The following is a 25,203-nucleotide window of genomic DNA, read 5'->3' as shown; positions in this document are numbered from 1 at the left end:
CCTCACGCCATCTGCAGCACGGTGTTCATGGTGAGCGGACAATCGAGGTCCGCGGTGATCCTGCCCGTTGCGACCAGATGCCAGAGGCATGGCAGGCCGAGCTGCTGCTCGCTCAACGTCGTGAACGCCGACCGGAGCAGATCACCAGCCGCCGCCGTCGTGATCGCGTTCAGCGCGTCCAGCAGCCGCCGGCATCGGCCGGGATCGGCAGGCCGATGCCGGTACTGCAGGAGGAAGCGAGCGTTCTCCAGCCACGGCGTCCGGATCGCCGTCTCCGTCACCACCTCGAAGGTCCATCCCCGAGCGGCGGCATACTGACGGGCAGCCTCGAAACGCGCAGCGTAGCGCAGAGCCTTGCGGTCAAGTTCGGCTTTGTACTTCACTTCGACGAGGCGGGCGGATGGACCGCCTGATCGGTAAACCACCAGGAAATCGGGGGTGTAGTGGGTTTTGCGACCGGTCGGTGCCGTGTAGTCAATACGCACCGGCTGTTCCTCGACGCTCTCGACCGTCGGGTCGAAGAGATGGAGGATGGCGAAATCACGCTCCAGTGACGATTCGAAGGCAAGGGCCGGCTGATTCGGTCGGGACGCCAGACGCCCGGTGACGCTGCTGTGGCTCAGGGGTATAGAGCGGACAGGCATTGGACCGCGCTCCATTAACCAAATGGAATATTCTGATATGAATCACGGCTTCGGCCGTCGGTCAAGCAGCGGTTGTATTCCCGTGCGGTGATTCAAGTGCGCTCCGCAGGGCCTTTTCGACCCAGGCGGCGACACTCTCGCCGGAACGGATGGCCGCTTCGCGCGCCGCGATACGGATGTCACTCGATACCCCATCCAGCTTCCAGTAGCGGCCCTGGCCGTAAGGCGTGCGGACCGATGCGGGTTCGGCAAGCGAGCGGTGGGCTGTCGGCTTAACGCCAAAGAGGTCGACGAGCGCGCTGAATGTCGGTTGTTGGTCTTTCCCGCGCAGATAGGCCATCCCGGAGCGCACCTCATCCGCAGTGACTGCCCGCACGGTCTCGCTCAGGTTCCATTCCACAGCGTGCGCGAAGGCGAAGGGGTAATGCCGATCTCCTTTGATGACGTGACGGTTGGTGACACCAACATCCCGACAGGCATCGACGAACCGATGTGGCCATTCCTCCAGCAGTTCGGCCGTCATGTTGAGCAGCTCGTGCCGGCACCGCGTGTTCAGCAGTTCTACCTGCTTGATCCGGGGCACGTTCGGCGGAGAATCACCACGCCGAGCTGCGATCCAGTTTCGGAGCGGGTCGGCGTGGCGGCCGGTAGCGAGCAGCCGGAACACCAGCATCAGCACTCGAAAGTAGACGAACGAGTAGACCGGTCCGTATGCGCCAAGGCTCGTCCAGCCAGCTGCAGTGATGTCGAGGAGTTGCTGCTGGCGCTCCGGGTCCGAGGTGTCGGGCAAAGCATCCTGGGGCGCTCGCGCGAAATCGGCGCCGCATTTCCAGCAGCGGACGCCCTTGTCGGGGATGGTGCGAAGGATTTGCACCGGTTCGCCGCAGCCTGGGCAACGGTCAATCAGGAGCTTGCGGTGTCGGGGGCAGGCCGTCACGAAACCGAGACGCCAGGAGAGCCGAAGATAGGGGACGGTGTCTTCACTCAAGCACGCCGGGCAGACCTGTTGACCAAAGGATCGCTTGGAATCCTCGGTGCCGGCCAGCGGTAGCCAAGCCAACTTGTTGCGGCCGTCATCCTCCTCGAAGACGAGGCCAGCCCAGCGGGTGAAGGCGGCTTGCCGCAACGCTTCGGCATCAACTCCAGTACGCTCGGCCAAGGTGGTCTGGAGGTCCGGCTCCACATGGCGGTCGAGATCGCGGGGCCGTGGATGGGCGCCGGGCTTGACCAGCCGGTAAAGCTCGTCCGGGTACAAGCCGTTGCCGGCGGCGAGCCGGGCAAACCAGGAGGAGAAGGTCTCGTCCGGCAACAGCGCCGGGCGCCAAGGCCACAAACCGCTCGTCGTCCACACCATGTCCGGGCGTCTCCGTCGTCCGTCGATGCCTTACATCGGTATGCGACGGCGCGGGCTTTTGCCACGGAGCGGGAGGTCAACCGGAATGCGCGATGGAACGAGCCCTGGTCGGGTCGGCGCAGAGTGCGCGCGGTAACATCAATAGATGCGAGTATCCAGCACGCGTCTCCGAAGTGGCTGGCGACGGGACACTCGGGACGATGCTCGACCGCAAGGCGCTAAGCTATTGTTGTCGTTTTGTCTTTTGCTTTACCGAGCGAGCGCAGCTCGCACCCAACGCTGTCAACTTCTCACCTATAGCTGTTAACTCGCATCTATAGGAGGAACTGACATAGGTGCCTGAGTCTTCAGGAAATTCGGTGGCTGGGGCGCCAGGAGCCCAAGCCAAAACGCTCGAAAGCCGTTATATTCATTGAATTTACTGGTGTTCTATGGCTATCTGTACCGTAAACGTGTACCATTGCCGTGTACCACAGAGGCTATTTATGGCAGACCTTCGTTACCTAAAGCAGCGCCGGCAAGCGTGGTATTTCCGTATCGCCGTTCCTGCCGATTTGCGGGCCAAGGTTGGGAAGGTAGACATAGTTGAAAGCCTTCAAACCCGTGATCTGTCAGTTGCGCAGTTGCGCCGTTGGGAACGCGCTGCGCATTGGACCCGCACTTTCGAGGAGATGCGAGGAAATGCTGAAAGCGTGCCTTGGAAGGTTTACAGAGAGACGTTAGATCAAGCGCGAGCGGGGGTGTTTGGGGATGCCGTAAGAGCCGTATACCGAGATGAGGTTTCGTCCAGCGGCATAGACTTTGCCCTGGAGGCGATAGAAGCGGAACGGCTTAAAGCTAATCCAGACGAAGACGCGCCTTTGCCTGCGGCCATTCAGGCAAAAGTTGATGCGCTTAACGATTATGCTAAGGAAAAAAATGGAAAAACACTTAAGGTAAAGCCAGAATATGGCATGCCTTTTAGTGAATGCTGTAAAAAATATTTGGCCGAGGTAAAGGCAGAGCTAACAAATCAAACATACGGGCAGTATCAAGCTGTTTTTCGGCTGTTTGGTGATTTTGTAAAGGATAAGCCAATGCGCCTCATTGGCCCTAAGGATGCAATAAGTTTCTTAGATATTATTTCGACATTCGATCCTAACTGGGGGCGAAGCCCTAAAACCAAGAGCCGGTCGTTTCAGGAGCTTCGGGAGCTTTATAGCGGCTCTGAAGAGGGGTTGGCTGTTAGAACGCTCAACAGGTACGTCACTTCACTCAGTTGTGCGTGGAAATGGTCTAAGAAGCGCCAGGAGGCTGGAGGAGAAAACCCGTTTGATGGCCTTTTCCGTGCTGTCAATGGGAAGAACTCTGAGACGTATGTTCCTTATGAGATTGGTGATCTTAACAAGTTGTTTGATCCACTACCGAAGAATCCTGCCTTGTGGGAGGTTCCTCTAGTCGCTCTTTATACTGGGATGCGACTTAACGAAATATGTTCCCTTGCATGGGAGAATGTGCGACAGCAAGAGGGAGTCTGGTACTTCGATATTGTTGCGGCCAAGTCGGAAGCCGGTGTTCGGCCTGTACCCATTCACAGCAAACTGATGTGGCTATTAGAGAGGCGAGGGAAGAACCCGAAGGAGCTACTTTGGCCCCAATTGAAGCCTGGGGGGCCCGATCAGAAGCTTTCTTGGTACCTATCGGGAGATTTTAGCGAGTACAGGCGAAAGCGCGGAGTTGTTGGGGCAGGAAAAGCTTTCCATTCCTTCCGCAAGAACGCAACCCGCTGTTTAGAAAGGGCCAGGGTACCCCAGAACGAGGCTGCCGAAATCATAGGGCATGAAAAGGCCGGGATCACTTATCGCGTTTATAATCCTGATGGCATGACAATGCTTCAGCGTCGAGATACTATCGAAAAGATTGTTTACGAGGGTTTTGAAATGCCGGAGTTGGGTAGACAGGGATAAAGGCCGAACAACAAATATCAACGCAACCTTTAGCCATTGTTGTTAAGCGGCTTTCTCGGAACCGTGGGAGGGGGCTTGGAGTCCTAAGGGGTGTCAAGGGACTCCTATAGCCATCTCCGCTTGGCTTAGGGATGTGCTTCGATAATCCGGTAAACGCTGGCCCGACCGATCCCGAGGCGTTTAGCAATCTCCGACGCACCGATACCCTGGGCCTTCAGGGCCATTACGTCCTCAGATTTGGCCTGTGCCGTGGGCTTGCGTCCCTTGTACTTGCCTTCGGCCTTGGCCTTGGCGATGCCTTCGCGCTGGCGCTCCAACATGATGTCCCGTTCGAACTCGGCCACACCCGCGAGCATGGTCAGCATCAGCTTGCCGGTGGGGGTGGCGGTATCGATCCCCATATTGAGGATACGCAGAGACGCACCCTTGGCCTTTAGCGCGTCGAGGATCGTCATGAGGTGAGCGACGGAGCGGGCCAAGCGGTCCAGCTTCGTCACCACCAAGGCATCCCCTTCCCGGATGAAGTCGAGGGCTTGGGCAAGCTGATCCCGGTTCGCCACGTCCACTGAGGACACCTGTTCCTGAAACAGCCTCTCACACCCTGCGGCCTGTAGGTCGCGGGCCTGGGCCTCAATGCTGGCCTTCTGGTCCAGGGTGGAGGTGCGAGCGTATCCGATCAACATGGCGAGTCGTCCCAAGCGTCTCAATGAACCCTTAGACGTTATCGCCCAATCGTCCCAAAACTGTCAACTGGATTTCAGTGAGACGGCTTGGGCTTGGCGTTGGGACGACTCACAGGGGCAAGGGCTATTGAGATAGGCGCACTTTTACGAGGCAATCATGTGACGCAGTCAGATGAGCGGATTTCCTATACACAACCAAGACACTGCCCCTTGCCATAGCGGTCATCTTTTAGGAGAATGGATTACCCACAATGTGTGCGCGGTGATTGAAAATGCCATATTTGGAAGAAGTTTTTTGCTTATCTGGTGTTCCGACTCACACGTTTGTTCAGCCGGTTGAGTATGGGCAGCTAAAGGTCGCTATCCGAACGCCCGGGAGGTGCGTTGTCGTCGAAGGGCCTTCCGGTATCGGAAAAACGACAAGCGTGACGCGCATTCTTGAAGAGTTGGGTGTCGCTGATGCATCGCTCATGTTGAGTGCCAGAAAACCTAATGACGTAGAATTTATATCTGAACTCCCCAACATGAGGGACATAGGTACAGTCATAGTTGATGATTTTCATCGGCTCCCGGATGAGGTAAAGCAACGGCTTTCGGATTATATGAAGACGCTGGCAGACGCTGCCAGCCCAAGTAATAAGCTTATTCTTGTCGGCATCAACAAGGCAGGAGAGCGCCTTGTAAGGTTTGCTCATGACCTTGGCATGAGAATGGACGTCTTTCGACTGGAGGCCAATCCAGAAGACAAAATTTTAGAACTCATCGGGCTCGGAGAACAGGCGCTTAATATATCATTAAGGCACAAGGACAGCGTGATCGCCAAGGCACAAGGTAGCTTCCACATAACACAAATACTATGCCACAATATTTGCGTAAAATCAGATATTACCGAGTCGTCACATCAACATTGCGAGGTGCCAACGAGCGTAGAGGTCATTACCGAAAGTGTTATGGAAAGTTTCTCAAGAGTATTCTTCGAGCCAGCTATCTTGTTCGCTCGTGGATTCAAGCCAAGAAGAGGTGGAAGGGCGCCCTACCTTCATATACTCCGCTGGTTATCTGAAGCAAATGAATGGTCAATCGATCTAAGGTCTGAAATTACTCAGCGCCCACTTCACCGTGGTAGTGTTGGGCAGGTAGTAGAGAAGGGACACCTTCAGAATTTTCTAATTGAAAAAAGGGATAAGCTTGAGGCGTACTTCCACTATGAGCCAGAAAGCTCGGTTCTTAGCATTGAAGATCCCAAATTCGTCTTTTTCATAAAAAATCTCGTCTGGAGAAATTTCACAAAGCAGGCCGGGTTCGTCAATGACCACTTTCCATCTCGCTACGATTTTGCATTGTCCTTTGCGGGGGCGGACCGCTCCGTCGCGGAAGCTTTGTTTAAAGCGCTTGAGGATAGGGAAATACATGTATTTTATGATTTTAACGAGCAGCATTTAATAATTGGGGCGGATGTCGAGGAATACCTCGCTCCAATCTACCGGTCTGAGGCCAAATACATTGTCCCATTTCTGAGCCCACAATACCCGACACGCCTATGGACAAAGATTGAAAGCGAAAACTTCAAGCACAGATTTGGCAATCAGAGTGTTCTTCCCATTCGGTTTACCACTGTGCAAGAGGGGTTTTTCTCCGACATTCAAAAGTATGGGGGACTGGTCTATGACCCCACAGGCAACTTAGACCAACAAGTAGAGACTATAGCCAATACACTTGAGAAAAGGCTTTCATCAGATAAGCAAGAAGCTGCGGTTGCGCAAGCGCAGGCGAGAATTGAAGAAATGGAAACGGAAGAAAGCAAGGAGGGCGCCGTCGCGGCTGTGTAGGTAATGAAATAGCATGGGGAGGGCAGAAGTCCCCTCCCCTTTGTCATTTTCACGATATTCTGGAAGGAATTGATATTCGGTATCTCATATAATCACGAATGATGTTTTCCGAATTCTCCCCCCTCCTTCAATAATATGAGTCTCTAGAATAAATTCTCTGAAGTCAGGGTGATTCCGTACGTCCTTATTGAAACTATCCGGTTTCATGCCAATAGCGCGGGCTACATCTTTGAACTTAATTGTAGCGCCTGCGCTGGCGGTTTTCGCCCAATTCGTAAGGTACTCTACAGCCTTGCTTACCAAGCCAGTCAAACCCCACCCCTCTTCACGCCAAGACCGGGCCTTTACACCGGGGAAAGCCTCAGCCAGCGCCTTTTGGACACCATGGCGGCTTTCAGCGATGATATAGGCGTTACACGGGGCACAGCCTCCATCCACACACCGCCGGACGGATGCACGGCACAGGGCTTGGAGAATGTGGTGCAGGAATTCTCCTCGGCGTACCCGTACGATGGCTTCCTCAGTGATCTGCCCATCAGGTGCTCGGATTTCGGCTGCCGCTCGCTTCAGGGCCTCATACTGAGCGATGCTGTAGAAAAGCGTTCCGGCGAGGATCACATTTGGGCGGTCTACATGAGCATTGGTCGCCATGTGGTTTCCCCAAGTCAAGAAGGCTATATCCACGTCGGCCCCCTGTAGATGCTGGCGAACTAACCGCTCATAATCTCCGCCAGTGGGATGAGGTTTGTGGACGATCACCAACCACGGTTGCTTCGGTCTAGTCAGAACCATGCGAGCAACCTCCTTGCACATCGCCTCGCTGTTGTTGGCAAAGGAAGACTTGCCCCCGCCTTTGTTCCACAGATGGACGGTGAGGTTATCGTACCGCTTCACTGCCGATTTGAGCCTCACCAGTAGGCCACGGGCTTCCATGTCGTCATAGGTGGCACGGACACGCCCAGACGCATCCAGAATGAGCATGGGGGCCAGATCGGGCGGGAGGCTGTCCCGGTAATCCACCAAGGCCCAACCGTCCCTATTGCCGCACCTGACGCTCACGGTCCGCCCCGAGAGGTGCCAGAGGTCGGCTGCCGCATCCTTCAGCCTCGTGGATGCATTCCGGCCCAAGGCACGGACCACTTTCGGAAGCCTGATCCTGTAATCCGTCACGAAGTCAGGCACGGTGTAGGTGCTGTTATCGGACAGCCCTTCAATCTCATTCACCATCGCCATGATCCGGTTGCGTAGGTCGTGGTTGATGGTGGACAGAGTTTCCAGAAGGCTCGCGATAGCATCGGTGTTCAGGACCACAGCACGGGCAGGAAGGAACGACTCGTCCCAGACCCTTACCGCCCTGGGCTTTCCCTGGAAGGAGAAGGCTGCGGCCTCGGACAGCCTTCGGCCTCGCATCTGCTCCAAACGCTGGTGGGTGGTAACCAACACCTGGGCCTCTTGGGGCACGAGATGACCGAGGGCATTCCGTTTGGGATCGCTGGTCATAACGGCAACGGCTGTCGGCGGAAGTGTTCCGAAGGCGTTCATACCCTTCACAAAGCTACTGACTTCATCCAGACGACCAAGACAGATCAACACACCAACACCAGCATGGGCGGGGGAGCGGACAAGGTTGCGGACAAAGGCGTAGAGGGCCTGAGTCTTGCCTACCCCTGGGTCCAGCGATGACAAGTAGAGGCTGGGCAGGGCTGTACCGTTTGCCATGGCCTCCATAGCCCCAACCTGATCGGACAAAGCGTCCCACATGGAGGGGCTTGGACTATGGCCGACTGAGGTGAAATACCTCATCAAACAATCAATCGTGATAGTGGAAAGAGAACTATGGTAATGGGCCGTAGGGTATGACGGTGCATTGTCCGCAGCCTCAGTGGATGGGATAGTGGTCAGATTCATAGTTTTCCTATGTTGGTTGTTTGATGTAATTAAGAGGGGAGGTTCTATTCTGTCTAATAGACTTATCCCCCTTATTTGTAGGGAGGAGTTTTCAGACTGTCTTCGCTATACAGCCTTTCTCCATTGCTAAACGCCTTTGATCCGAAGATCGCGAGGATATGGAGAATGTCTTACTTGGGGGTGCTGAAGAAACTCTCTTCTAGATCGCGGTAGATGGATGCTCTTTTCTGGAAAGAAGAAGCTTCTATCTTCAGACGTTCTTCACTGCCATGAACCTTCCTTCCATGATCGGTAAGGTCGTTGCCCGGCCACAGTTCGTTTGTTCGCTTAACCACGGCTTCCGCGGTCATTCCAAACGCTTCGGCTACTTCGGTTAGATTGTTCGCCGCTACATCCCGTTCGTGTTCCATCCCGCGTTCGGAAAGGGCATGGATACGGAGAGCATGTTCGGCGTCACGATGGGCCTGAGCGTGGGCGTCGTTCACTTCATGGGCCAAGGGACGTCAGGTCCGCGGCGATGGTTGACAGCATATTCGATCCCCTGAGTTGGCGATTTTCCCTCAGGGTGGTGGAATTGGCTAGCACGGACGGTGATGGCGCATCGCACACCCAACCCTTAGTATTCTGTGGGCTTATTGTGCGCTATAGGTGGTGTTGCCATCAAAAAAGGTAGGCTGAAATCCCAATCATCGTTGCATGGCGTCCTAACGGACAGCTTCCGGTGATTCCTGCCATACGAGTGCGGTCGGGATTGAGGGGATTGCTGAAGCCACACCAACCACAACACAGCCCAAAAGTCGGTATTTTCGAAGTGACTATTGAGGAAGGGCGGGAGGGCTTTGGTTCCATGTAGGGAAGTTTGGGACTCCTACGGCAAGCGTGCCGCTCTGCATCTGCGGTTGTCTCCGCTTCCGATGAGGGCGAGGTGCTTGGCGTCTCGGCCAGCGCATGGCCCTAAGGAGGCCCATTGCGGGGCGGCTGGGCTTAGTCTGAGGATAGGGACGCTACTCGACTACCTAACGATCCGAGGGGCTATCCAGCGAGTCTACAAGGAGCAAGGTCTGCCGGGCATTGGAGTGCCAGTTCCGATAGGCAACGTGCCACAGCGGTATGTACCATCGCCGTGTACCATTGCTTACCAAAAAATCCCAGTAAAGCATTGATTTAGTTAGGAAATAGGAAGATGGCTGGGGCGCCAGGATTCGAACCTGGGAATGGCGGTACCAAAAACCGCTGCCTTACCGCTTGGCGACGCCCCAACCGAACGGCGCGATCAGCGCCGGAAGGGTCGGGACCATAAGCGGAAACCCGACCCGAATGCAACAGCTTCGTTGACCCTTACCGGCCCTCGCGACGCCACGCCATCAGCAGAGCGCCCAGCGCCAGCGCCAGCACCGCGCCCACCGGCAGCAACGGCACTTCCGACACCCCCGTCACCGTGAAATCGCCGTTGGCGCGCAGGCCGATCCAGTCGTTTCCGGTCTGCGTCCGGTCGGGGCGGGTGCGGCGCACGTCGATGCCGGGACGCACGCCGCCCTCCGTGTCGGAAATCCAATGCACGCCGCCGCCGGTCTCGTCGGCGACGCCCGACAAGCGGTCGCCGGTGGAGCGCACGTCGGCCAGCTCCGGCGGGTTGACGGCGCCCACCACGGCCAGCGCCGTGCGCTCGCCGTCGGTGATGCGGTAGATGCCCGGTTCGCCGGCGACCACGGTGGCGCTGGCGCGGCCGGTGCGGTCCTCGGTCATTTCCAGCGTTCGGGTCTCGTCGGACGGGGTGGTGAGGGTGATGCTGCGCGGGTCGGGCTCCAGGGAGCGGCGCTCCACCGTGATGCGGTTGCCGTCCACATGGGCGCGCAGGTCGTTTTCCTCCAGCTCCGGCTCCTTCATCAGCCAGTGGGCGAGGCGGCGCAGAAGCTCGGCCTGCGGGCCGCCGCCCTCGAAGCCGCGGCTCCACAGCCACATTTGGTCGGACGCCAGCTGCGCCACCCGGCCCTTGCCGACGCGGTCGAGGATCAGCAGCGGCCGGTCGTCGGCGCCGTTCATCACCACCGCGCCGTTGCCCGGCACCACCTCCACCTGATGGAACCAGCGGCCCCAACTCGGCTCGCCGTCCGGGCGGTCGCCGGGCAGGCCGGCGGTCACCGGATGGCGGCGGCCAACCTCCGTCACGGTCGGCTTGAAGGGGCGGTCGATGGCCTGACCGGTCGGCTCCGCCGGCATCACTTGGCCCAGCGGCGTGCGGAACAGCGACAGCGGCGTGGCGTAGCCCTGACCGGAGGCCTCCAGCAGGGCGCCGCCCTTTTGCACGTACTCGGCGATGTTCTCCAGATACATCTGCGGCAGCACGCCGCGCCGGCGGTAGCGGTCGAAGATGATCAGGTCGAACTCGTCCAGCTTGATTTCGAACAGCTCGCGGATCGGGAAAGCGATCAGCGACAGCTCGCGGATCGGCGTGCCGTCCTGCTTCTCCGGCGGGCGCAGGATGGTGAAGTGGACGAGATCGACCGACGGGTCGGCCTTCAGCAGGTTGCGCCACGTCCGCTCGCCGGCGTGCGGCTCGCCGGAGACCAGCAGGACACGCAGGCGGTCGCGCACCCCGTTCACCACCACGGCGGTGCGGTTGTTGGCGAGCGTCAACTCCTGCCGCGCCGCCTCGACCTCCATCTCCAAAACGTTCTGGCCGCCGTGGTTGACCGGCAGCTCCATGTGGAAGTCCTGGCCCACGGGCACGCGGATGGTGCGCGGCGGCCCGCCGTCCTGGCGCAGGGTCACCGCCGCGTCGGCCGACTGGCGGCGCGGCATGTCGTCCACCCGGATGGTCAGCTCCACCGGCTTGCCGACGAGGCCGTAGGCCGGGGCCTGGACGATGGCCAGACGGCGGTCGCCCTCGTCGCGGTTGCCGGTCAGCAGCGTGTGCACCGGGCCGATCTCGGCCAGCCGGGCGAGGTTTTCCGGAACGTCGTGGACCTGCCCGTCGGTGATCAGCACAGCCCCGGCCATGCGGCGGCGCGGCACGTCGGCCATGGCGCGGTTCAGCGCGTCGAACAGGTGCGTCTCGTTGATGGCGGAGGCGCCGGATTCCGCGTCGCCGGCGCGGACCACCCGCAGCTCCAGATCGTCGAAGGCCTTCAGCCGCTCGGTCAGCCGCTCCAGCTCGGCCTCGGCGCGGGCGCGGCGGTCGCCGATGTTCTGGCTGGGCGAGGCGTCGAGCACGACGACGGCCACGTCCTTGATCGGCTCCCGCTTCTCCTGCACCAGCGACGGGTTGATCAGCGCCAGCGCCAGCACCGCCACCGCCAGGGCGCGCAGCCAGACGCCGCGCGCCCGGCGGAAGACGGCCAGCGCCAGGATCGCCAGCGCCACCACGAACAGCGGCACCAGGAAGACCCAGGGGAGCAGCGGCGCCAGGGCGATGGAGGTTCCGTCAAGCAGGGTCACTGGCCGAGCCTCTCAAGGATCGCGGGCACATGGACCTGATCGGCCTTGTAGTTGCCGGTCAGCGCGTACATGACGAGGTTGACGCCGAAGCGGTAGGCCATCTCGCGCTGCCGCTCCCCGCCGGGGACGACGGCGTACAGAGGCTGGCCGTTGCGGTTCGCCGCCCAGGCGGCGGCCCAGTCGTTGCCGCCGATCAGCACCGGGGACACGCCGTCGTTGGCGCGACCCTCGCGCGCCTCGATCCACAGATTGCCGCCGTTGTAGCGGCCTGGGAAATCGTTCAGCAGATAGAAGGACTTGGTCAGCACATGGTCGGGCGGCACCAGGGCCAGCGGCGGGATGTCCAGCCCCTCCACCATCCCCTGGAGCGCCTGGTTGCCGCCGACGGCACCCGCCGACTGGTCGCGCGTGTCGAACAGGATGGTGCCGCCGTTGCGCATGTACTCGTTCAGCCGGGCGCGGGCGTGGTCGCTCAACGCGCGCTGGCCGCCCGACACCGGCCAGTAGAGCAGGGGGTAGAAGGCCAGCTCGTCGGTTTCCGGATCGACGCCCACCGCCCCGGCCGCCTCCACCGCGGTGCGGCGGGTCAGCACGTCCACGAGGCTTTCCAACCCGGCGCGCGAGGTGTCGTCCACCGCGCCGTTGCCGGTGCGCACATAGGCGAGGTAGGTCTCCGCCGTCACCTTGGTCGACTGCGCGTCGTCGGCGCGGGCGGAGGACCAGGGCACCGCGGCCATGGGCAGCGCCGCGCCCAGCGTCAGCAGGACCGCGGCGGCGGCCCCGGCCCGGCGACGCTTGCCACCGCCTCCCTTGCCGCCGAAGCGCCAGCCGCCGAGCAGGCCGCGCAGCATGAGGGCGATCAGCAGATCGATCATGGCGAGCGATAGCGCGATGCCGAGCAGCGCCGGCTTCAGCGCCACCTCGCCCCGCGTGCCGTAGGGGCCGCGGGCGACGCCGCCGGGCATGGCGCCCAGCGGCTCGATCCGCGTCAGCGTGGCGGTCAGGTTCAGGGCGCGGCGGGCTTCCTCAGTGCCGTAGAAGCCCGGCGGGTGGCGCGGGCCGAGCACGTCGGCCCCGGCGTCCCCGGCGATGGGGAAGGCGGCGGCCGGCGGCGGCACCAGCCGGCCGAAGCCGTCCAGCACCTCCAGCGGCTCCAGCGTGCCGCCATGGGCGCCCCCGGCGACGCCGCCGCTCAGCGTCACCAGACGGCGCAGCATGTCGACGAACAGGCCGGACATCGGCAGGTTCGACCATTCCGGGCTGGCGGTGGTGTGGACGAGCACGATGTAGCCGTCTCCGCGCTTCTCCGAGGTGACCAGGGGCGTGCCGTCCTGGAGCCGCGCCCAGGTGCGGTCGGCGAGGTCCAGCGCCGGTTCGGCCAGCACCTGCCGCGAGACGGCGACGTCGTCGGGGATGTGCAGGCCGGCGAAGGGGCTGCGGCCGTCGAAGGGCTGGAGCTTCGCCGGCTCCGACCAGGACAGGGCGCCGCCCAGCGCCCGGTCGCCCAGACGCAGGCGCACCGGCACCAGACGGTCGGGGTTCTGGGCCAGCCGCGGCCCGGCGAAGCGCAGCAGGACGCCGCCCTTGCGCACCCAGTCCTCGATGGTCTGGGCTTCCTGCCCGGTCAGGGCGCCGATGTCCGACAGCACCAGTACGGCGAGGTCGCGCTTGAGAAGCTCGTCCGGCTCGCCGCGCCGCACCTCGTTGTAGGGGGCCAGCGCCCGTTCCAGATAGTGCAGGTCGGACAGCAGCGGCTGGTTCTCGCCGCTGGCGCGGCCCGAGGCCAGCCCGACCGGGCGGCGGCGCCAGCGCTCATCAAGGAGGACGGTGGCCCCGGCGGTGGTGTCGTTCTCCACGCGCAGGCTGGCGGCGTCGTTGCGCAGCTCCGCCGGCACCTCGAAACGCACCTCGCGGGTGAGCTGCCCGGCGTCGAAGGCGACGGGCTGGCGGGTCAGCAGGCGGCCGTCGGCGCCGGACAGGCGCACGGTGACGCTTTCCGGGCGCGAGGCGTCGGCGCGCACCACGCGGGCCGACAGGCCGGCGCCCTCCGACGATGGCGGGAGCAGCAGGTGGGGCGGCTTCTCCGCGGAATCGTCGAGGATCTCCAGGGAGCCCATGCGCTGCAGCGTCTCGGCGAGGCCGCGGGCGGTGCGGTCGCCGATGCCGTCCGACAGCCAGACGGTGTGGGCGGAGCCGCGCGCGGCAAGCCCGCGCACCGCCTCGAGCGCGCCGGCGCGGTCGGTCGGCCAGGGATGTGGCTCCAGCGCCTGGATCAGGCGGCGGGCTTCCGAGGCGGGCAGGGGCGGGCTGGCCTTCACCGCCTCGCCCCCGGCGGGCCGGGCGGTCGGCAGCAGGACGACCGGGCGGTTCTGCCGCTCCGCCTGCGACACCAGCTCCTCCATGGCGGCGCGGCGGCTCGTCCAGTCGCGGCCCGACGCCCAGCCGTTGTCGACCAGAAGCAGAAGCGGCCCGCTGCCCGGCAGGGCGGCGCGCGGATTCAGCAGCGGCCCGGCCAGCGCCAGGATCAGCAGCGCGGCGACGATCAGGCGCAGGATCAGCAGCCACAGCGGGGTGCGGGCGGGAGTCTCCTCCCGCGCCGTCAGGTCGCGCAGCAGCCGGATGGCGGGGAAGCGCACCACCCGCGGGGCCGGCGGTGTGACGCGCAGCAGCCACCACAGCACCGGCAGGACGGCCAGGGCGGCCAGCACCCACGGAACGGCAAAGGCGATCGGTCCGAAACCCAGCATCGGCGTCTACGCTGTTGGAGGATGAGGAATGGAGGGCGAAGCGATTGCCCCCTCCCTAACCCTCCCCCGCTTCGCAGGGGAGGGGATTTTGCGTACTGGCCCTCCCCTGCGAAGCGGGGGAGGGAGGGACCCGCGAAGCGGGAGGGTGGGGGCAATGCGCGGCCCCACCTAAACCGCCTCCCGCGCCAGGGCGCCCCACAGCCCGAGCAGGGCCGTCTGTGGCGGCCGGTCGGTGCGGTGGACGGCGTAGGTCCAGCCGGCGGTGCGGGCGAGCGCGTCCAGACCGTCCTGATGGGCGCGCAGCCGCTCCAGGTAGGTCTCGCGCACTGCCTCGACCCGCGGGACCAGCAGTTCCTCTTCGCCTTCGAAGCCTTCGAACTCGACGCGGCCCTCGTAGGGCAGGGTCTCCTCCGCCGGGTCGAGGATCTGCAGCAGGTGGCCGCGCACGCCGCGTCCGGTGAGCGCCGCCACGGTGGCGTGGATCTCCGGCAGCGGCGACAGCAGGTCGCCGACCAGGACCACCTGGGCGTGGCGGGGCAGCGGCTCGGGCTGCGGCAGCGCGTCGGGGGAATGGGCGTTGCGCGGGTCGGTCATCTGACCGGCCATGCGGTTCAGGGCGAACTTGCCATGGTCCGGGCGCTGGCCGGAGTTCAGCAGGCCGACCCGCTCGCCGCCGCGCACCAGAAGCACCGCGGTGGCGAGGGTCAGCAGGTCGGCGCGCTCCCGCTTCGTCGGCAGGCCGTTGACCGAGCGGTAGTCCATGGAGGGCGAGCGGTCGCGCCACAGCCAGACGGTCTGGGCAGCCTCCCACTCGTTCTCGCGCACATAGACGGGCTGGGTCTTGCCGGACTGCCGCCAGTCGATCATCTGCGGCGAATCGCCGGGCTGGTAGCGGCGGAACTGCCAGAAGGTCTCGCCCAGCCCGACGCGGCGCCGCCCGTGCACGCCCTGCGCCACCGTGGAGGCGACGCGCTCCGCCGCGACCAGAAGCGGCGGCAGGGTGGCGGCCAGCCCCTCCGCGCGCTGCTGCGCCCGCAGGGTGGTGGCGCCGAGAGTGGGGCTGGCCATCGGCGGGTCCTTACGACAGCGGGGCGCAGAGGCGGTTGATGATGTCGTCCAGCGTGATCCCGTCCGCCCGAGCTGCGAAGTTCAGCGCCATGCGGTGGCGCAGCACGGGCTTCGCCAGGGCCACCACGTCGTCCAGCGACGGCGCCAGCCGCCCGTCCAGCACCGCGCGGGCGCGGGCGGCGAGCATCAGCGCCTGGCTGGCGCGCGGGCCGGGGCCCCAGGCGACGTGGCGCTGCACCTCCGGCAGGTCGGTCGCCTCCGGGCGGCCCCGCCGCACGAGGTCGAGGATGCCGTCCACCACCCCCTCGCTGACCGGCACGCGGCGGACCAGCCGTTGCGCCACCTGGAGGTCGGCGGGCGAGAGCACCGTCACCGCCTGCTCGTCCAGCGAACCGGTGGTGGCGATCATCATCCGCCGCTCGGCGTCGCGGTCCGGGTAATCGACGTCGATCTGCATCAGGAAGCGGTCGAGCTGGGCTTCCGGAAGCGGGTATGTACCCTCCTGCTCCAGCGGGTTCTGGGTGGCCAGCACGTGGAAGGGCTGGGGCAGGGCGTGGTACTGGCCGGCGACCGACACGCGCCGCTCCTGCATCGCCTGGAGCAGGGCGGACTGGGTGCGCGGGCTGGCGCGGTTGATCTCGTCCGCCATCAGGAGCTGGCTGAACACCGGCCCGGGAATGAAGCGGAAGGAGCGGCGGCCCTGCTCGTTTTCCTCCAGCACCTCCGACCCCAGGATGTCGGCGGGCATCAGGTCGGGCGTGCACTGGATGCGCTTCTCGGCGAGGCCCAGCACCGTGCCCAGCGTCTCGACCAGCCGCGTCTTGGCGAGGCCCGGCACGCCGATCAGCAGCACGTGGCCGCCGGCCAGAAGCGTGATGAGCGTGAGGTCGATGACCTCCTGCTGGCCGAAGATGATCCGGCCGATGCGGTCGCGGACATGGGTCAGCCGGCCGCCCAGCGCCTCGATCTCCGCCATGAGCTGGTGCGGGTTCTCGCCGGCGGGAAAGCTCTGGCTCGGATTAGCGGCGTCGGTTGCGCTCACGTCTCTGCTCCCGTTTAAGACCATGCACTCGGTGGGCAATCATGACCGCTCAATCATGACCGCTGGTGTCGAAACGGCCATCGTGGCAAATCCGCCAGTCCGGACCTATGTGACGAGTATGGCGAAATTACGTTGCGCGGCCAGTTCCCTCTGTGCCCCTCAGGCTCGAAAAAGACGAGAAGGCTAGCGATGAAGGTCGGCAATGACGGGGCGAATGACAAGCGCCCAAATGAAACGCGCCCCGGTGGGATGACAGGTGAGGAAAACGTCGATAGCCTGCCCCTGACCGCAAGGGAGCAGCGGTTCGACATCCGCATCGCCCGCGACGGCACCTGGTTCCACGAGGGCGACCCGATCCGGCGGATCGAGCTGGTCAAGCTGTTCGCCACCGTCCTGCGGCGCGACGAGGCCGGCGACTTCTGGCTGGTCACCCCGGTCGAGCGCGGGCGGATCGTGGTCGAGGACACGCCCTTCGTCGCCGTGGAAATGACTGCAAGCGGAGGTGGAGACGAACAGGTCCTGTCATTCCGTACAAATTTAGACGAATGGGTTGAATGCGGGCCGGATCATCCGATCAGGGTCGTCCACAATGCTGAAAATGGCGAGCCGACGCCCTATATCCTCATAAGAAACGGGCTCGAAGCGCGAATTCTCCGGCCGGTCTACTACGAATTGGTGGACCGGGCCGACACGCGCGGCCATGATGGTGAGGCTGAGGTGGGGGTATGGAGCAAGAAGGTCTTCTTCGCGCTGGGCAGGCTGCCTGGCGGGTGAGTCTCGATGAGGTCCGCAAGCGCTTTCCGGGAAGCGCCGCCGCCGGCCTGCGCCCGGCCAAGGTGCGCGGCGACCATGATCTGAATCCCGGTTTCGAGCCGTCGCAGGGCAAGCTGCGGGAGGCCGCCGTTCTGGTGCCGCTGGTCGACCGTCCGGAGGAGCTGACGGTCATTTTCACCCAGCGCACCGCCAACCTGACCGCCCACGCCGGGCAGATCAGCTTCCCCGGCGGGCGGATGGAGAGCGACGACCGCGACCCGGAGGACACCGCCCTGCGCGAGACCGAGGAGGAGATCGGGCTGGCGCGTGACCATATCGAGGTGCTGGGGCGGCTCGACACCTATGTGACGCGCACCGGCTTCCGGGTGACTCCGGTGGTCGGGCTGGTGCGCCCGCCCTTCCAGGTGACTCCCGACCCGACCGAGGTGGCGGAAGTGTTCGAGGTGCCGCTGGCCGCCATCCTCGACCCGACCAACCCGCAGCGCCACAGCCGCGAGTTCCAGGGCGCCCAGCGTTTTTTCTACGCCTTCCCGTACCAGCAGCGCTTCATCTGGGGAGCGACGGCGGGGATGCTGGTCAACCTCTGCGACGTCCTGCGCGCTGAAGGGCTGGGCTGCGACGGCCTGGGAACCGATCGCCTGGGCGACCAGCCCGCCGGCGGTCCATCGTAAGGCGGGCGGCGCGGTGCTGCGGATCTTCCTGACGGTCATCCTGCCGCTGTTCCTGCCCACGGTCGGCTATGCCCTCTATGTGCTGGTCGTCGAGCGCCGCCGCCGCGAGGCGGAGGAGGCGCACACCCCGGCCCCCTGGTGGGCGACGGCGCCCTGGCCTTGGCTGGTCTTCGCCGGGGTGGCGGCGATGGCGGTGACCTTGGGCTCCGTCGCCCTGACCAGCGGGGTGGCGCCGCACACGCCCTACACCCCGGCCCATGTCGAAGACGGGCGGGTGGTCGGCGGCGGGCCTTCCGGCAATTGAGCGTCTCTGGCAATTGAATGCCTTGCGGGCTAGCCTGCCGCCATGACCGTCAACGCCCGCATCGCTCCCCAGCCCTGGATGACCGCGCCCGAGACGCGCGCCGTGTTCGACGCCCTGGCCGCCGGAGGGGCGGACGCCCGCTTCGTCGGCGGCTGCGTGCGCGACGCGTGGCTGGGCCGCAAGGTCAAGGACATCGACATCGCCACCCACGCCCCGCCGGAGCGGGTGATGGACTTGCTGAAGGCCGCGGGCATCGGCGCCATCCCCACCGGGATCGAGCACGGCACCATCACCGCCGTGGTCGGGAAGGCCCATTACGAGATCACCACGCTGCGCCGCGACGTCGAGACCTTCGGGCGCCACGCCCGCGTCGAGTTCACCGACGACTGGCGGGAGGACGCGGCCCGGCGCGACCTGACCATGAACGCGCTGAGCTGCACGCTGGACGGCTGCGTCTATGACCCCTTCGGGGGATTGGCGGACATGGCCGCCGGGCGGGTGCGTTTCGTCGGCGACCCGCGCCAGCGCATCGAGGAGGACGTGCTGCGCCTGCTGCGCTTCTTCCGCTTCCACGCCCATTACGGGCGCGGCGCCCCGGACGCGGCGGCGCTGGCCGCCTGCGCGGAGATGGCCCCCCGCCTGCCCACCCTGTCCGGCGAGCGGGTTCGGGGCGAGCTGTCCCGCCTGTTGGCGGCGCCCGATCCGGCGTCGGCCTGGGAGTTGATGATCCGGCTCGGCGTGATGGCCCATCTGTTGCCGGAGGCGGTGCGCACCGCACGGTTGGACGGGCTGGTCCGGTTGGAGCACGATCTGGACGAGCCGCCCGACGCGGTGCGCCGCTTCGCCGCCGTGCTGGACACCGACCGGGCGGGGGCGCTGGCCGTGGCCCAGACTCTGCGCCTGTCCAACGCCGACCGCGACCGCCTCGCCGCCCTGACCGAGCCGCCGATGGCCGTGGCGCCCTCCGACGGTTGTGTGAAGCGGCGGCAGGCGCTCTACCGGCTGGGCGACGCCGAACTGTACCGCGACCTCGTGCTGGTGGCGGCGCTGGACGCCCCCGGACCGGTGGCGCTCGACGCGGTGAAGGCGGCGCTGGCGACCGCCGAGGATCTGCCGGCCCTGGTCCTTCCCATTGCCGGGCGCGACCTGCTGGCCATGGGGATGCCGCGCGGCCCGGCGGTGGGCGCGCTGCTGAAGCAGGTCGAGGCGTGGTGGATCGCCGAGGACTTCCGTCCGGGACGAGAGGCGTGTCTGGCGGAGGCGAGGCGGCGTCTCGGGTGAAGCGCCGTCGTTACGGCCACTTCACCTCGGGCGGCATGCTCATCAATATGGCCTCGGTGTTGCCGCCGGTCTTCAGGCCGAAGGTCGTCCCGCGGTCGTAGAGCAGGTTGAACTCGACGTAGCGGCCGCGGCGGATCAGCTGGTGCTCGCGCTGCTCGGGGGTCCAAGGGCGGTTCATGTGGCGGCGGACCAGGGCGGGGAAGACCTCCAGGAAGGCCAAGCCCACGTCGCGGGTGAAAGCGAAGTCGGCCTCCCAGTTCCCGGAATCCAGGTTGTCGTAGAAGATGCCGCCGACGCCGCGCGCCTCGCCCCGGTGCGGCAGGAAGAAGTAGCGGTCGCACCACTCCTTGTAACGCGCGTAGCAGGTCGGGTCGTGGCGGTCGCAGGCGCCGCGGAAGGCGGCGTGGAAGTCGGCGGTGTCCTGCTCGTCGGGCACCATCGGGGTCAGGTCGGCGCCGCCGCCGAACCAGCCGAGGCTGGTCACGATGTGGCGCGTGTTCATGTGGGTGGCCGGCACCAGGGGCGAGCGCATGTGCGCGACGAGGCTGATCCCCGATGCCCAGAACCGCCCGTCCTCCGCGGCGCCGGGGATGTTGGCGCGGAACTCCGGGCTGAAGGTGCCGTGCACCGTGGAGACGTTGACCCCCACCTTCTCGAACACGCGGCCGCGCATCACCGACATCACGCCGCCGCCGCCCTCGCCGCCGCCATGGTCGGGGCGCTGCCAGCCCTTGCGCTCGAAGCGGCCCGGCGGCAGGTCGGAATGGGTGCCGGTCAGCTCGTCCTCGATCCGTTCGAACTCGGCGCAGATGCGGTCGCGCAGCTCGGCGAACCAGGCGCTGGCCTGGGCCTGACGGGCGGCTCTGATGTCCATGGCGTCGGCGGGGGAGGTGGTCATGGGCGGGCGTCCGGCATCGGTCAGGGCGAGGGGAGGGGCGGGGGGCTCGGCAATGCGGCCGTCTGCCGCAGCGCCTCACCCAACACCATCGCGGCACTCAGCGCAACATTCAGCGACCGGGCGGGCGGCTTCAACGGAATGACCAGACGGGCGTCGGCGGCCTCGTGCACCTCGTCGGGCACCCCGGCGCTCTCGCGCCCGACCATGATCCGGTCGTCGGGCGCGAAAGCGAAATCGGTGTAGGGAACGGCGCCGCGGGTGGTCAGCAGGACCAGCCGCCCGGCCTGCGGCAACGCCCGGTAGGCGCCCCAGGAGCTGTGCCGGACCAGGGCAAGCTGGTCGATGTAGTCCATGCCGGCCCGCCGCAGCTTGCGGTCGTCCAGAACGAAGCCGCAGGGCTCGATCAGGTCCAGCGCTACCCCGAGTCCCGCCGCCAGACGCATCAGAGTCCCGGCGTTCTGGGGAATGTCCGGTTCGAAGAGAACGAGGCGCATGAAATTCCCTTTTGGTTCAGCGAAGTCTAATGGTGCACCGCAAAGCGCGACAAGTTGTCCCGATGACAAAACCTTTTCAAGGCGTTGCCGCGACTGTATACCGCACCCCGGATACCCGGGACATACAACCCCGGTCGACGCGGCGCGCACCCACCCACCCAGTGAGCGGACATGCCCGTCAAGTCGTGATAAACACTGGTCCACGTGTCATAGGGCGCTTCGGCGCGCCGCGTATGCCTTGAGGAGATTAACGCTTATGGCTCAGACCACGCATCCGCCCGGGACGGGTGGCCACGCGGCCTCCGGCGGCGAGGGGGCTTCCCGCCGTGATTTTCTCTACCTCGCCACCGGTGCCGTGGGTGCCATTGGTGTCGCGTCGGCCGTCTGGCCGTTCATCGACAGCATGAACCCGGCCGCCGACACCCTCGCGCTGGCTTCGATCGACGTGGATCTGGCCCCGGTCCAGGAAGGCCAGGCGATCACCGTCACCTGGCGCGGCAAGCCGGTCTTCGTCCGCCACCGCACGGCGAAGGAGATCGAGGAAGCCCGCACCGTCAACCTCGGCGAGTTGCGCGACCCGGCCGCCGACGACGCCCGCGTCAAGAAGCCGGAATGGCTGATCGTCGTCGGCATCTGTACGCACTTGGGCTGCGTGCCGCTGGGCCAGAAGCCGACCGATCCGCGCGGCGACTATGACGGCTGGTTCTGCCCGTGCCACGGCTCGCACTACGACACCGCAGGGCGCATCCGCAAGGGTCCCGCCCCGGCCAACCTCGTCGTTCCGCAGTACGCTTTCACGAGCGACACCGCGGTCCGGCTCGGCTAAGCGGCCCTTAAGGTTCTGGAGACCCCAAGATGGCTCAGGCTCACGCCCCCCAGTTCAAGAATCCCGTCGTGAAGTGGATCGACAGCCGCCTGCCGATCTTCACGATGCTGGACCATGAGTACAACCAGTATCCGATGCCCCGGAACGTCAACTATCTGTGGGCGTTCGGTGCCATCGCCGGCATCATGCTGGTCATCATGATCGCCACCGGCCTCGTGCTGGCGATGCAGTATGCGGCCAACACGCACATCGCCTTCGAGTCGGTGGAGCGCATCATGCGCGACGTCAACTACGGCTGGCTGCTGCGCTACGTCCACGCCAACGGCGCGTCGATGTTCTTCATCGCCGTCTACATCCACATGTTCCGCGGTCTCTACTACGGCTCCTACAAGGCGCCGCGCGAGATCCTGTGGATCCTCGGCGTGCTGATCCTGCTGGCCATGATGGCGACCGCCTTCATGGGCTACGTGCTGCCGTGGGGCCAGATGAGCTTCTGGGGCGCCACCGTCATCACGAACCTGTTCTCGGCCTTCCCGCTGGTCGGCGACCCGATCGTGACCTGGCTGTGGGGCGGCTTCTCGGTCGACAACCCGACGCTGAACCGCTTCTTCGCGCTGCACTTCCTGCTGCCGTTCGTGCTGCTGGGCCTGGTGATCCTCCACACCGCCGCCCTGCACGTCTCCGGCTCCAACAACCCGCTGGGCATCGACGCCAAGGGCCCGCAGGACACCGTGCCGTTCAACCCGTACGTCACGATCAAGGACGGCTTCGCGGTCGTCGTGTTCCTGATCTTCTACGCGGCCTTCGTCTTCTTCGCCCCGAACTACCTCGGCCACCCGGACAACTACATCCCGGCCAACCCGCTGGTCACCCCGGCGCACATCGTTCCGGAATGGTACTTCCTGCCGTTCTACGCGATCCTGCGCGCGATCCCGGACAAGCTGGGCGGCGTGCTCGCCATGTTCGGCGCCATCGCGGTGCTGGCGGCCCTGCCGTGGCTCGACACCTCCAAGGTGCGCAGCTGCAAGTTCCGTCCGATCTACCGCCAGTTCTTCTGGATCCTGGCCATCGACGCCCTGGTCCTGGGCTACGCCGGCGCGATGCCCGCGGAAGGCGTGTGGCTGCTGGTCGCCCGCATCGGCACGGCCTACTACTTCTTCCACTTCCTGATCCTGCTGCCGCTGCTGGGCAAGCTGGAGCGTCCGCTGCCGCTTCCCGCCAGCATCTGCGAACCGGTTCTGAAGGGCGGTGGCCGTGTTGCCGCCGGCGCCCACGCCAAGCCCATGGAGAAGGCATAATGCGCTCTCTGAAGTCTGCCATCCTCTCCGCGGCCGTCGCCCTGGGTCTGGCCGGCGCCGCGCAGGCGTCGGAAGCGGTGCACATTCCCAAGCAGGAGTGGTCGCACAGCGGCGTGTTCGGCACCATCGACAAGGCCTCGGCGCAGCGCGGCTTCCAGATCTACAAGGAAGTCTGCTCGACCTGCCACTCGGCCAAGCTGGTCCCGATCCGCACCCTCGCCGGCATCGGCTTCAGCGAGGACGAGCTGAAGGCGATCGCCGCCGGCTATGAGGTCCAGGCCGGTCCGAACGACGCGGGCGAGATGTTCATGCGTCCGGGCATCCCGGCCGACCGCTTCCCGTCGCCGTTCCCCAACGACAACGCCGCCCGCGCCGCCAACAACGGCGCCCTGCCGCCGGACCTGTCGCTGATGGCGAAGGCCCGCGTCGGCGGCGAGGACTATCTCTACGCCTTCCTGACCGGCTTCGAGGAGAACCCGCCGGAAGGCGTGACCCTGATGCCGGGCATGAACTACAACAAGTACTTCCCGGGCCATCAGGTGGGCATGCCCAACATCCTGATGCCGGACGGGGTGACCTACGCCGACGGCACCCCGGCGACGGTGCAGCAGCAGGCCCACGACATCAGCACCTTCCTGACCTTCATCGCCGAGCCGCACATGGACGCGCGCAAGCAGATGGGCGTGAAGGTGATCCTGTTCCTGATCGTGCTGGCCGGCCTGATGTACGCCACCAAGCGCAAGCTGTGGAGCACCCTGCACTGAGCCGCGTCCCGGCCCGGTGTGGATGATTAAGACTGGACAGGGCGCCTTCGGGCGCCCTGTTCTTTTTTTGGCCGAGGTTCTTTTAACGACGACCCATGTCCAGGCGAAGGTGGTGCAGATGACCGACAGGCTGATCGACGAGATCGTGGATTTCTGGTTCGACGAGGCGATGAAGCCCTACTGGTTCCGCCAGTCCGACAGTTTCGACCGGACGGTGCGCGACACGCTGCTTCCCCATCACGAAGCGGCGGCGGCGGGCCTCTACGATCACTGGCTGGAGGATGTGGACGGCTGCCTGGCGCTCTGCGTCCTGCTGGACCAGGTGCCGCGCAACGTCTTCCGCGGTTCGCCGCGGGCCTTCGCGACCGACGGCAAGGCGCTGGCGGTGGCCCGCCATGTGGTGGAGCAGGGCTACGACCTGGAATGCACCGAGGATGAGCGGATCTTCCTCTATCTGCCGTTCGAGCATCAGGAGGACATGGACTGCCAGGAGCTGTCCTGCACCCTGTTCCGGGAACGGGTCAGCGATCCGGAAGTCGTGGATTACGCGGAGCGCCACCGCGCGGTCATCGCGCGCTTCGGCCGCTTCCCCCACCGCAACGCCGTCCTCGGCCGCGAGACGACGCCGGAGGAGGCGGAGTTCCTCAAGGAGCCGGGCTCGTCCTTCTGACGGTCTCACCCTCCGAAGACCCGGGTTCCAGCCAGCGCCTCAGGGCCGCCAGAAGCTCGGGGCGGCGGACCGGCTTGGGCACGTAATCGTTCATCCCGGCGAACACGCAGCGGTCGCGGTCCTCGGCGAAGCCGTGGGCGGTGACCGCGATGATCGGAACCGCGGCGCGCGGGCCGGTCATCGCCCGGATCGCCAGGGTCGCGGCGATCCCGTCCACCTCGGGCATGGCGACGTCCATCAGCACGGCGTCGTAGGGAGCCTCCGCCGTGGCGACGGAGGCGACGGCCTCCGCTCCGCCGTCCGCGGTGTCGACCGTGAAGCCGACCTTGCGCATCAGCGCCGCGGTCAGCAGACGGTTGGTCGGGCTGTCGTCCACCACCAGCAGACGCCCGCCGCGGGCCATCGCCCAGGCGATCAGCCGGTCCTCCTCGCGCGACAGCGGTGTGCTCACGCCCTCCGGCCCGGCGCGTGGCACGGGCTCGGCCTGGGACGTGTCTTGCGGCTGTCGGTGCAGAATGATGTGGTTCACGACGAGCCTTTGGCATTTTGCAAATCAATTTGCGC

22 protein-coding genes and 1 tRNA gene are annotated in these 25,203 nt (G+C 64.7%); 10 read left to right on the top strand and 13 right to left on the bottom strand.

All coding sequences use genetic code 11. The annotated features are described in order from the left end of the window. Positions 1 to 2 precede the first annotated feature (2 nt). Positions 3 to 644, bottom strand: a complete 642-nt coding sequence (locus D3869_RS18165) for a TnsA endonuclease N-terminal domain-containing protein (RefSeq protein ID WP_175426521.1) — start codon at positions 642 to 644, stop codon at positions 3 to 5. 61 nt (positions 645 to 705) lie between these two features. Continuing rightward, positions 706 to 1,998 carry a TniQ family protein gene (locus D3869_RS18160; RefSeq protein WP_137141306.1) on the bottom strand — a complete coding sequence of 431 codons (1,293 nt, stop codon included), beginning with the start codon at positions 1,996 to 1,998 and terminating at the stop codon, positions 706 to 708. A gap of 485 nt (positions 1,999 to 2,483) precedes the next feature. Here D3869_RS18160 and D3869_RS18155 point away from each other — a divergent pair, with 485 nt between their 5' ends. Then, positions 2,484 to 3,944, top strand: coding sequence for a site-specific integrase (locus D3869_RS18155; protein WP_175426520.1), 1,461 nt, complete (start codon positions 2,484 to 2,486; stop codon positions 3,942 to 3,944). A 125-nt stretch (positions 3,945 to 4,069) separates the two neighbouring features. Here D3869_RS18155 and D3869_RS18150 read toward each other — a convergent pair whose 3' ends face one another. Next, positions 4,070 to 4,627 (bottom strand): recombinase family protein, encoded by a 558-nt coding sequence (locus D3869_RS18150; RefSeq protein WP_137141304.1) that lies wholly within the window; start codon positions 4,625 to 4,627, stop codon positions 4,070 to 4,072. Between the two features lie 425 nt (positions 4,628 to 5,052). Here D3869_RS18150 and D3869_RS18145 point away from each other — a divergent pair, with 425 nt between their 5' ends. Then, positions 5,053 to 6,456, top strand: a complete 1,404-nt coding sequence (locus tag D3869_RS18145) for a TIR domain-containing protein (RefSeq protein ID WP_247895920.1) — start codon at positions 5,053 to 5,055, stop codon at positions 6,454 to 6,456. An 84-nt stretch (positions 6,457 to 6,540) separates the two neighbouring features. Here the strand turns inward: D3869_RS18145 and D3869_RS18140 are convergent, their stop codons facing one another. The 7 genes from D3869_RS18140 to D3869_RS18110 form a co-directional block, all read right to left on the bottom strand. After that, positions 6,541 to 8,184, bottom strand: a complete 1,644-nt coding sequence (locus D3869_RS18140; protein ID WP_137141302.1) for a hypothetical protein — start codon at positions 8,182 to 8,184, stop codon at positions 6,541 to 6,543. Between the two features lie 350 nt (positions 8,185 to 8,534). After that, on the bottom strand, positions 8,535 to 8,861 hold the full coding sequence (locus tag D3869_RS18135; protein ID WP_137141301.1) for a hypothetical protein: 327 nt from the start codon (positions 8,859 to 8,861) through the stop codon (positions 8,535 to 8,537). 687 nt (positions 8,862 to 9,548) lie between these two features. Continuing rightward, positions 9,549 to 9,623: transfer RNA gene (locus tag D3869_RS18130), tRNA-Gln, on the bottom strand. A gap of 79 nt (positions 9,624 to 9,702) precedes the next feature. Beyond that, positions 9,703 to 11,802 carry a glutamine amidotransferase gene (locus D3869_RS18125; RefSeq protein WP_137141300.1) on the bottom strand — a complete coding sequence of 700 codons (2,100 nt, stop codon included), beginning with the start codon at positions 11,800 to 11,802 and terminating at the stop codon, positions 9,703 to 9,705. Continuing rightward, a complete protein-coding gene (locus tag D3869_RS18120; RefSeq protein WP_137141299.1) occupies positions 11,799 to 14,549 on the bottom strand; it encodes a DUF4159 domain-containing protein in 2,751 nt (916 codons plus the stop codon). The genes D3869_RS18125 and D3869_RS18120 overlap by 4 nt, the downstream gene beginning before the upstream one ends. A 168-nt stretch (positions 14,550 to 14,717) precedes the next feature. Continuing rightward, positions 14,718 to 15,617, bottom strand: coding sequence for a DUF58 domain-containing protein (locus D3869_RS18115; protein WP_137141298.1), 900 nt, complete (start codon positions 15,615 to 15,617; stop codon positions 14,718 to 14,720). A 10-nt stretch (positions 15,618 to 15,627) separates the two neighbouring features. Then, on the bottom strand, positions 15,628 to 16,659 hold the full coding sequence (locus D3869_RS18110) for an AAA family ATPase (RefSeq protein WP_432613423.1): 1,032 nt from the start codon (positions 16,657 to 16,659) through the stop codon (positions 15,628 to 15,630). Between the two features lie 189 nt (positions 16,660 to 16,848). On the opposite strand from D3869_RS18110, the gene D3869_RS18105 reads away from it, so the two are divergent. The 4 genes from D3869_RS18105 to D3869_RS18090 are packed head-to-tail and all read left to right on the top strand — an operon-like array spanning position 16,849 to position 19,689. Then, the gene (locus tag D3869_RS18105; protein ID WP_137141297.1) at positions 16,849 to 17,433 is read left to right on the top strand and encodes a DUF1285 domain-containing protein; all 585 of its coding nucleotides are present in this window, start codon (positions 16,849 to 16,851) and stop codon (positions 17,431 to 17,433) included. Continuing rightward, positions 17,430 to 18,104, top strand: a complete 675-nt coding sequence (locus D3869_RS18100; protein ID WP_247895919.1) for a CoA pyrophosphatase — start codon at positions 17,430 to 17,432, stop codon at positions 18,102 to 18,104. The genes D3869_RS18105 and D3869_RS18100 overlap by 4 nt, the downstream gene beginning before the upstream one ends. Positions 18,105 to 18,117: 13 nt before the next feature. Further along, positions 18,118 to 18,408, top strand: coding sequence for a DUF6111 family protein (locus tag D3869_RS18095; protein ID WP_137141295.1), 291 nt, complete (start codon positions 18,118 to 18,120; stop codon positions 18,406 to 18,408). Positions 18,409 to 18,450: 42 nt separating this feature from the next. Beyond that, positions 18,451 to 19,689 carry a CCA tRNA nucleotidyltransferase gene (locus D3869_RS18090; RefSeq protein WP_137141294.1) on the top strand — a complete coding sequence of 413 codons (1,239 nt, stop codon included), beginning with the start codon at positions 18,451 to 18,453 and terminating at the stop codon, positions 19,687 to 19,689. A 10-nt stretch (positions 19,690 to 19,699) separates the two neighbouring features. Here the strand turns inward: D3869_RS18090 and hemF are convergent, their stop codons facing one another. Both hemF and D3869_RS18080 read right to left on the bottom strand, forming a co-directional pair. Beyond that, positions 19,700 to 20,587 (bottom strand): oxygen-dependent coproporphyrinogen oxidase, encoded by an 888-nt coding sequence (hemF, locus tag D3869_RS18085; RefSeq protein ID WP_247895918.1) that lies wholly within the window; start codon positions 20,585 to 20,587, stop codon positions 19,700 to 19,702. Between the two features lie 20 nt (positions 20,588 to 20,607). Continuing rightward, positions 20,608 to 21,081, bottom strand: a complete 474-nt coding sequence (locus tag D3869_RS18080; protein WP_137141293.1) for a tRNA (cytidine(34)-2'-O)-methyltransferase — start codon at positions 21,079 to 21,081, stop codon at positions 20,608 to 20,610. A gap of 256 nt (positions 21,082 to 21,337) precedes the next feature. Here D3869_RS18080 and petA point away from each other — a divergent pair, with 256 nt between their 5' ends. The 4 genes from petA to D3869_RS18060 all read left to right on the top strand — a co-directional run bounded on the left by petA (position 21,338) and on the right by D3869_RS18060 (position 24,639). Beyond that, positions 21,338 to 21,907: a ubiquinol-cytochrome c reductase iron-sulfur subunit gene (gene petA, locus D3869_RS18075; RefSeq protein ID WP_137141292.1), complete on the top strand. Its 570-nt coding sequence runs from the start codon at positions 21,338 to 21,340 to the stop codon at positions 21,905 to 21,907. A gap of 29 nt (positions 21,908 to 21,936) precedes the next feature. After that, the gene (locus D3869_RS18070) at positions 21,937 to 23,205 is read left to right on the top strand and encodes a cytochrome b (protein ID WP_137141291.1); all 1,269 of its coding nucleotides are present in this window, start codon (positions 21,937 to 21,939) and stop codon (positions 23,203 to 23,205) included. Then, a complete protein-coding gene (locus D3869_RS18065) occupies positions 23,205 to 23,969 on the top strand; it encodes a cytochrome c1 (RefSeq protein ID WP_040134285.1) in 765 nt (254 codons plus the stop codon). The genes D3869_RS18070 and D3869_RS18065 overlap by 1 nt, the downstream gene beginning before the upstream one ends. Positions 23,970 to 24,087: 118 nt before the next feature. Next, complete coding sequence (locus D3869_RS18060; RefSeq protein ID WP_137141290.1) at positions 24,088 to 24,639, top strand: DUF924 family protein; 552 nt, start codon at positions 24,088 to 24,090, stop codon at positions 24,637 to 24,639. On the opposite strand, the gene D3869_RS18055 is transcribed toward D3869_RS18060, so the two are convergent. Further along, positions 24,614 to 25,090 (bottom strand): response regulator, encoded by a 477-nt coding sequence (locus D3869_RS18055; protein ID WP_137141289.1) that lies wholly within the window; start codon positions 25,088 to 25,090, stop codon positions 24,614 to 24,616. The genes D3869_RS18060 and D3869_RS18055 overlap by 26 nt on opposite strands. Positions 25,091 to 25,203: the final 113 nt, after the last annotated feature.

This window comes from Azospirillum brasilense, assembly GCF_005222205.1.
GTDB lineage: Bacteria > Pseudomonadota > Alphaproteobacteria > Azospirillales > Azospirillaceae > Azospirillum > Azospirillum brasilense_G.
Note: the sequence above shows the minus strand (reverse complement) of the source record. Positions and strands in the feature narration are given on the sequence as shown.

Bases quoted from the DNA above. Each gene is read 5' to 3' on its own strand.
- D3869_RS18165 (WP_175426521.1), bottom strand. From the start codon at position 644: ATGCCTGTCCGCTCTATACCCCTGAGCCACAGCAGCGTCACCGGGCGT.
- D3869_RS18160 (WP_137141306.1), bottom strand. From the start codon at position 1,998: ATGGTGTGGACGACGAGCGGTTTGTGGCCTTGGCGCCCGGCGCTGTTG.
- D3869_RS18155 (WP_175426520.1), top strand. From the start codon at position 2,484: ATGGCAGACCTTCGTTACCTAAAGCAGCGCCGGCAAGCGTGGTATTTC.
- D3869_RS18150 (WP_137141304.1), bottom strand. From the start codon at position 4,627: ATGTTGATCGGATACGCTCGCACCTCCACCCTGGACCAGAAGGCCAGC.
- D3869_RS18140 (WP_137141302.1), bottom strand. From the start codon at position 8,184: ATGGAGGCCATGGCAAACGGTACAGCCCTGCCCAGCCTCTACTTGTCA.
- D3869_RS18120 (WP_137141299.1), bottom strand. From the start codon at position 14,549: ATGCTGGGTTTCGGACCGATCGCCTTTGCCGTTCCGTGGGTGCTGGCC.
- D3869_RS18115 (WP_137141298.1), bottom strand. From the start codon at position 15,617: ATGGCCAGCCCCACTCTCGGCGCCACCACCCTGCGGGCGCAGCAGCGC.
- D3869_RS18105 (WP_137141297.1), top strand. From the start codon at position 16,849: ATGAAGGTCGGCAATGACGGGGCGAATGACAAGCGCCCAAATGAAACG.
- D3869_RS18090 (WP_137141294.1), top strand. From the start codon at position 18,451: ATGACCGTCAACGCCCGCATCGCTCCCCAGCCCTGGATGACCGCGCCC.
- hemF (WP_247895918.1), bottom strand. From the start codon at position 20,587: ATGACCACCTCCCCCGCCGACGCCATGGACATCAGAGCCGCCCGTCAG.
- D3869_RS18080 (WP_137141293.1), bottom strand. From the start codon at position 21,081: ATGCGCCTCGTTCTCTTCGAACCGGACATTCCCCAGAACGCCGGGACT.
- petA (WP_137141292.1), top strand. From the start codon at position 21,338: ATGGCTCAGACCACGCATCCGCCCGGGACGGGTGGCCACGCGGCCTCC.
- D3869_RS18070 (WP_137141291.1), top strand. From the start codon at position 21,937: ATGGCTCAGGCTCACGCCCCCCAGTTCAAGAATCCCGTCGTGAAGTGG.
- D3869_RS18065 (WP_040134285.1), top strand. From the start codon at position 23,205: ATGCGCTCTCTGAAGTCTGCCATCCTCTCCGCGGCCGTCGCCCTGGGT.
- D3869_RS18060 (WP_137141290.1), top strand. From the start codon at position 24,088: ATGACCGACAGGCTGATCGACGAGATCGTGGATTTCTGGTTCGACGAG.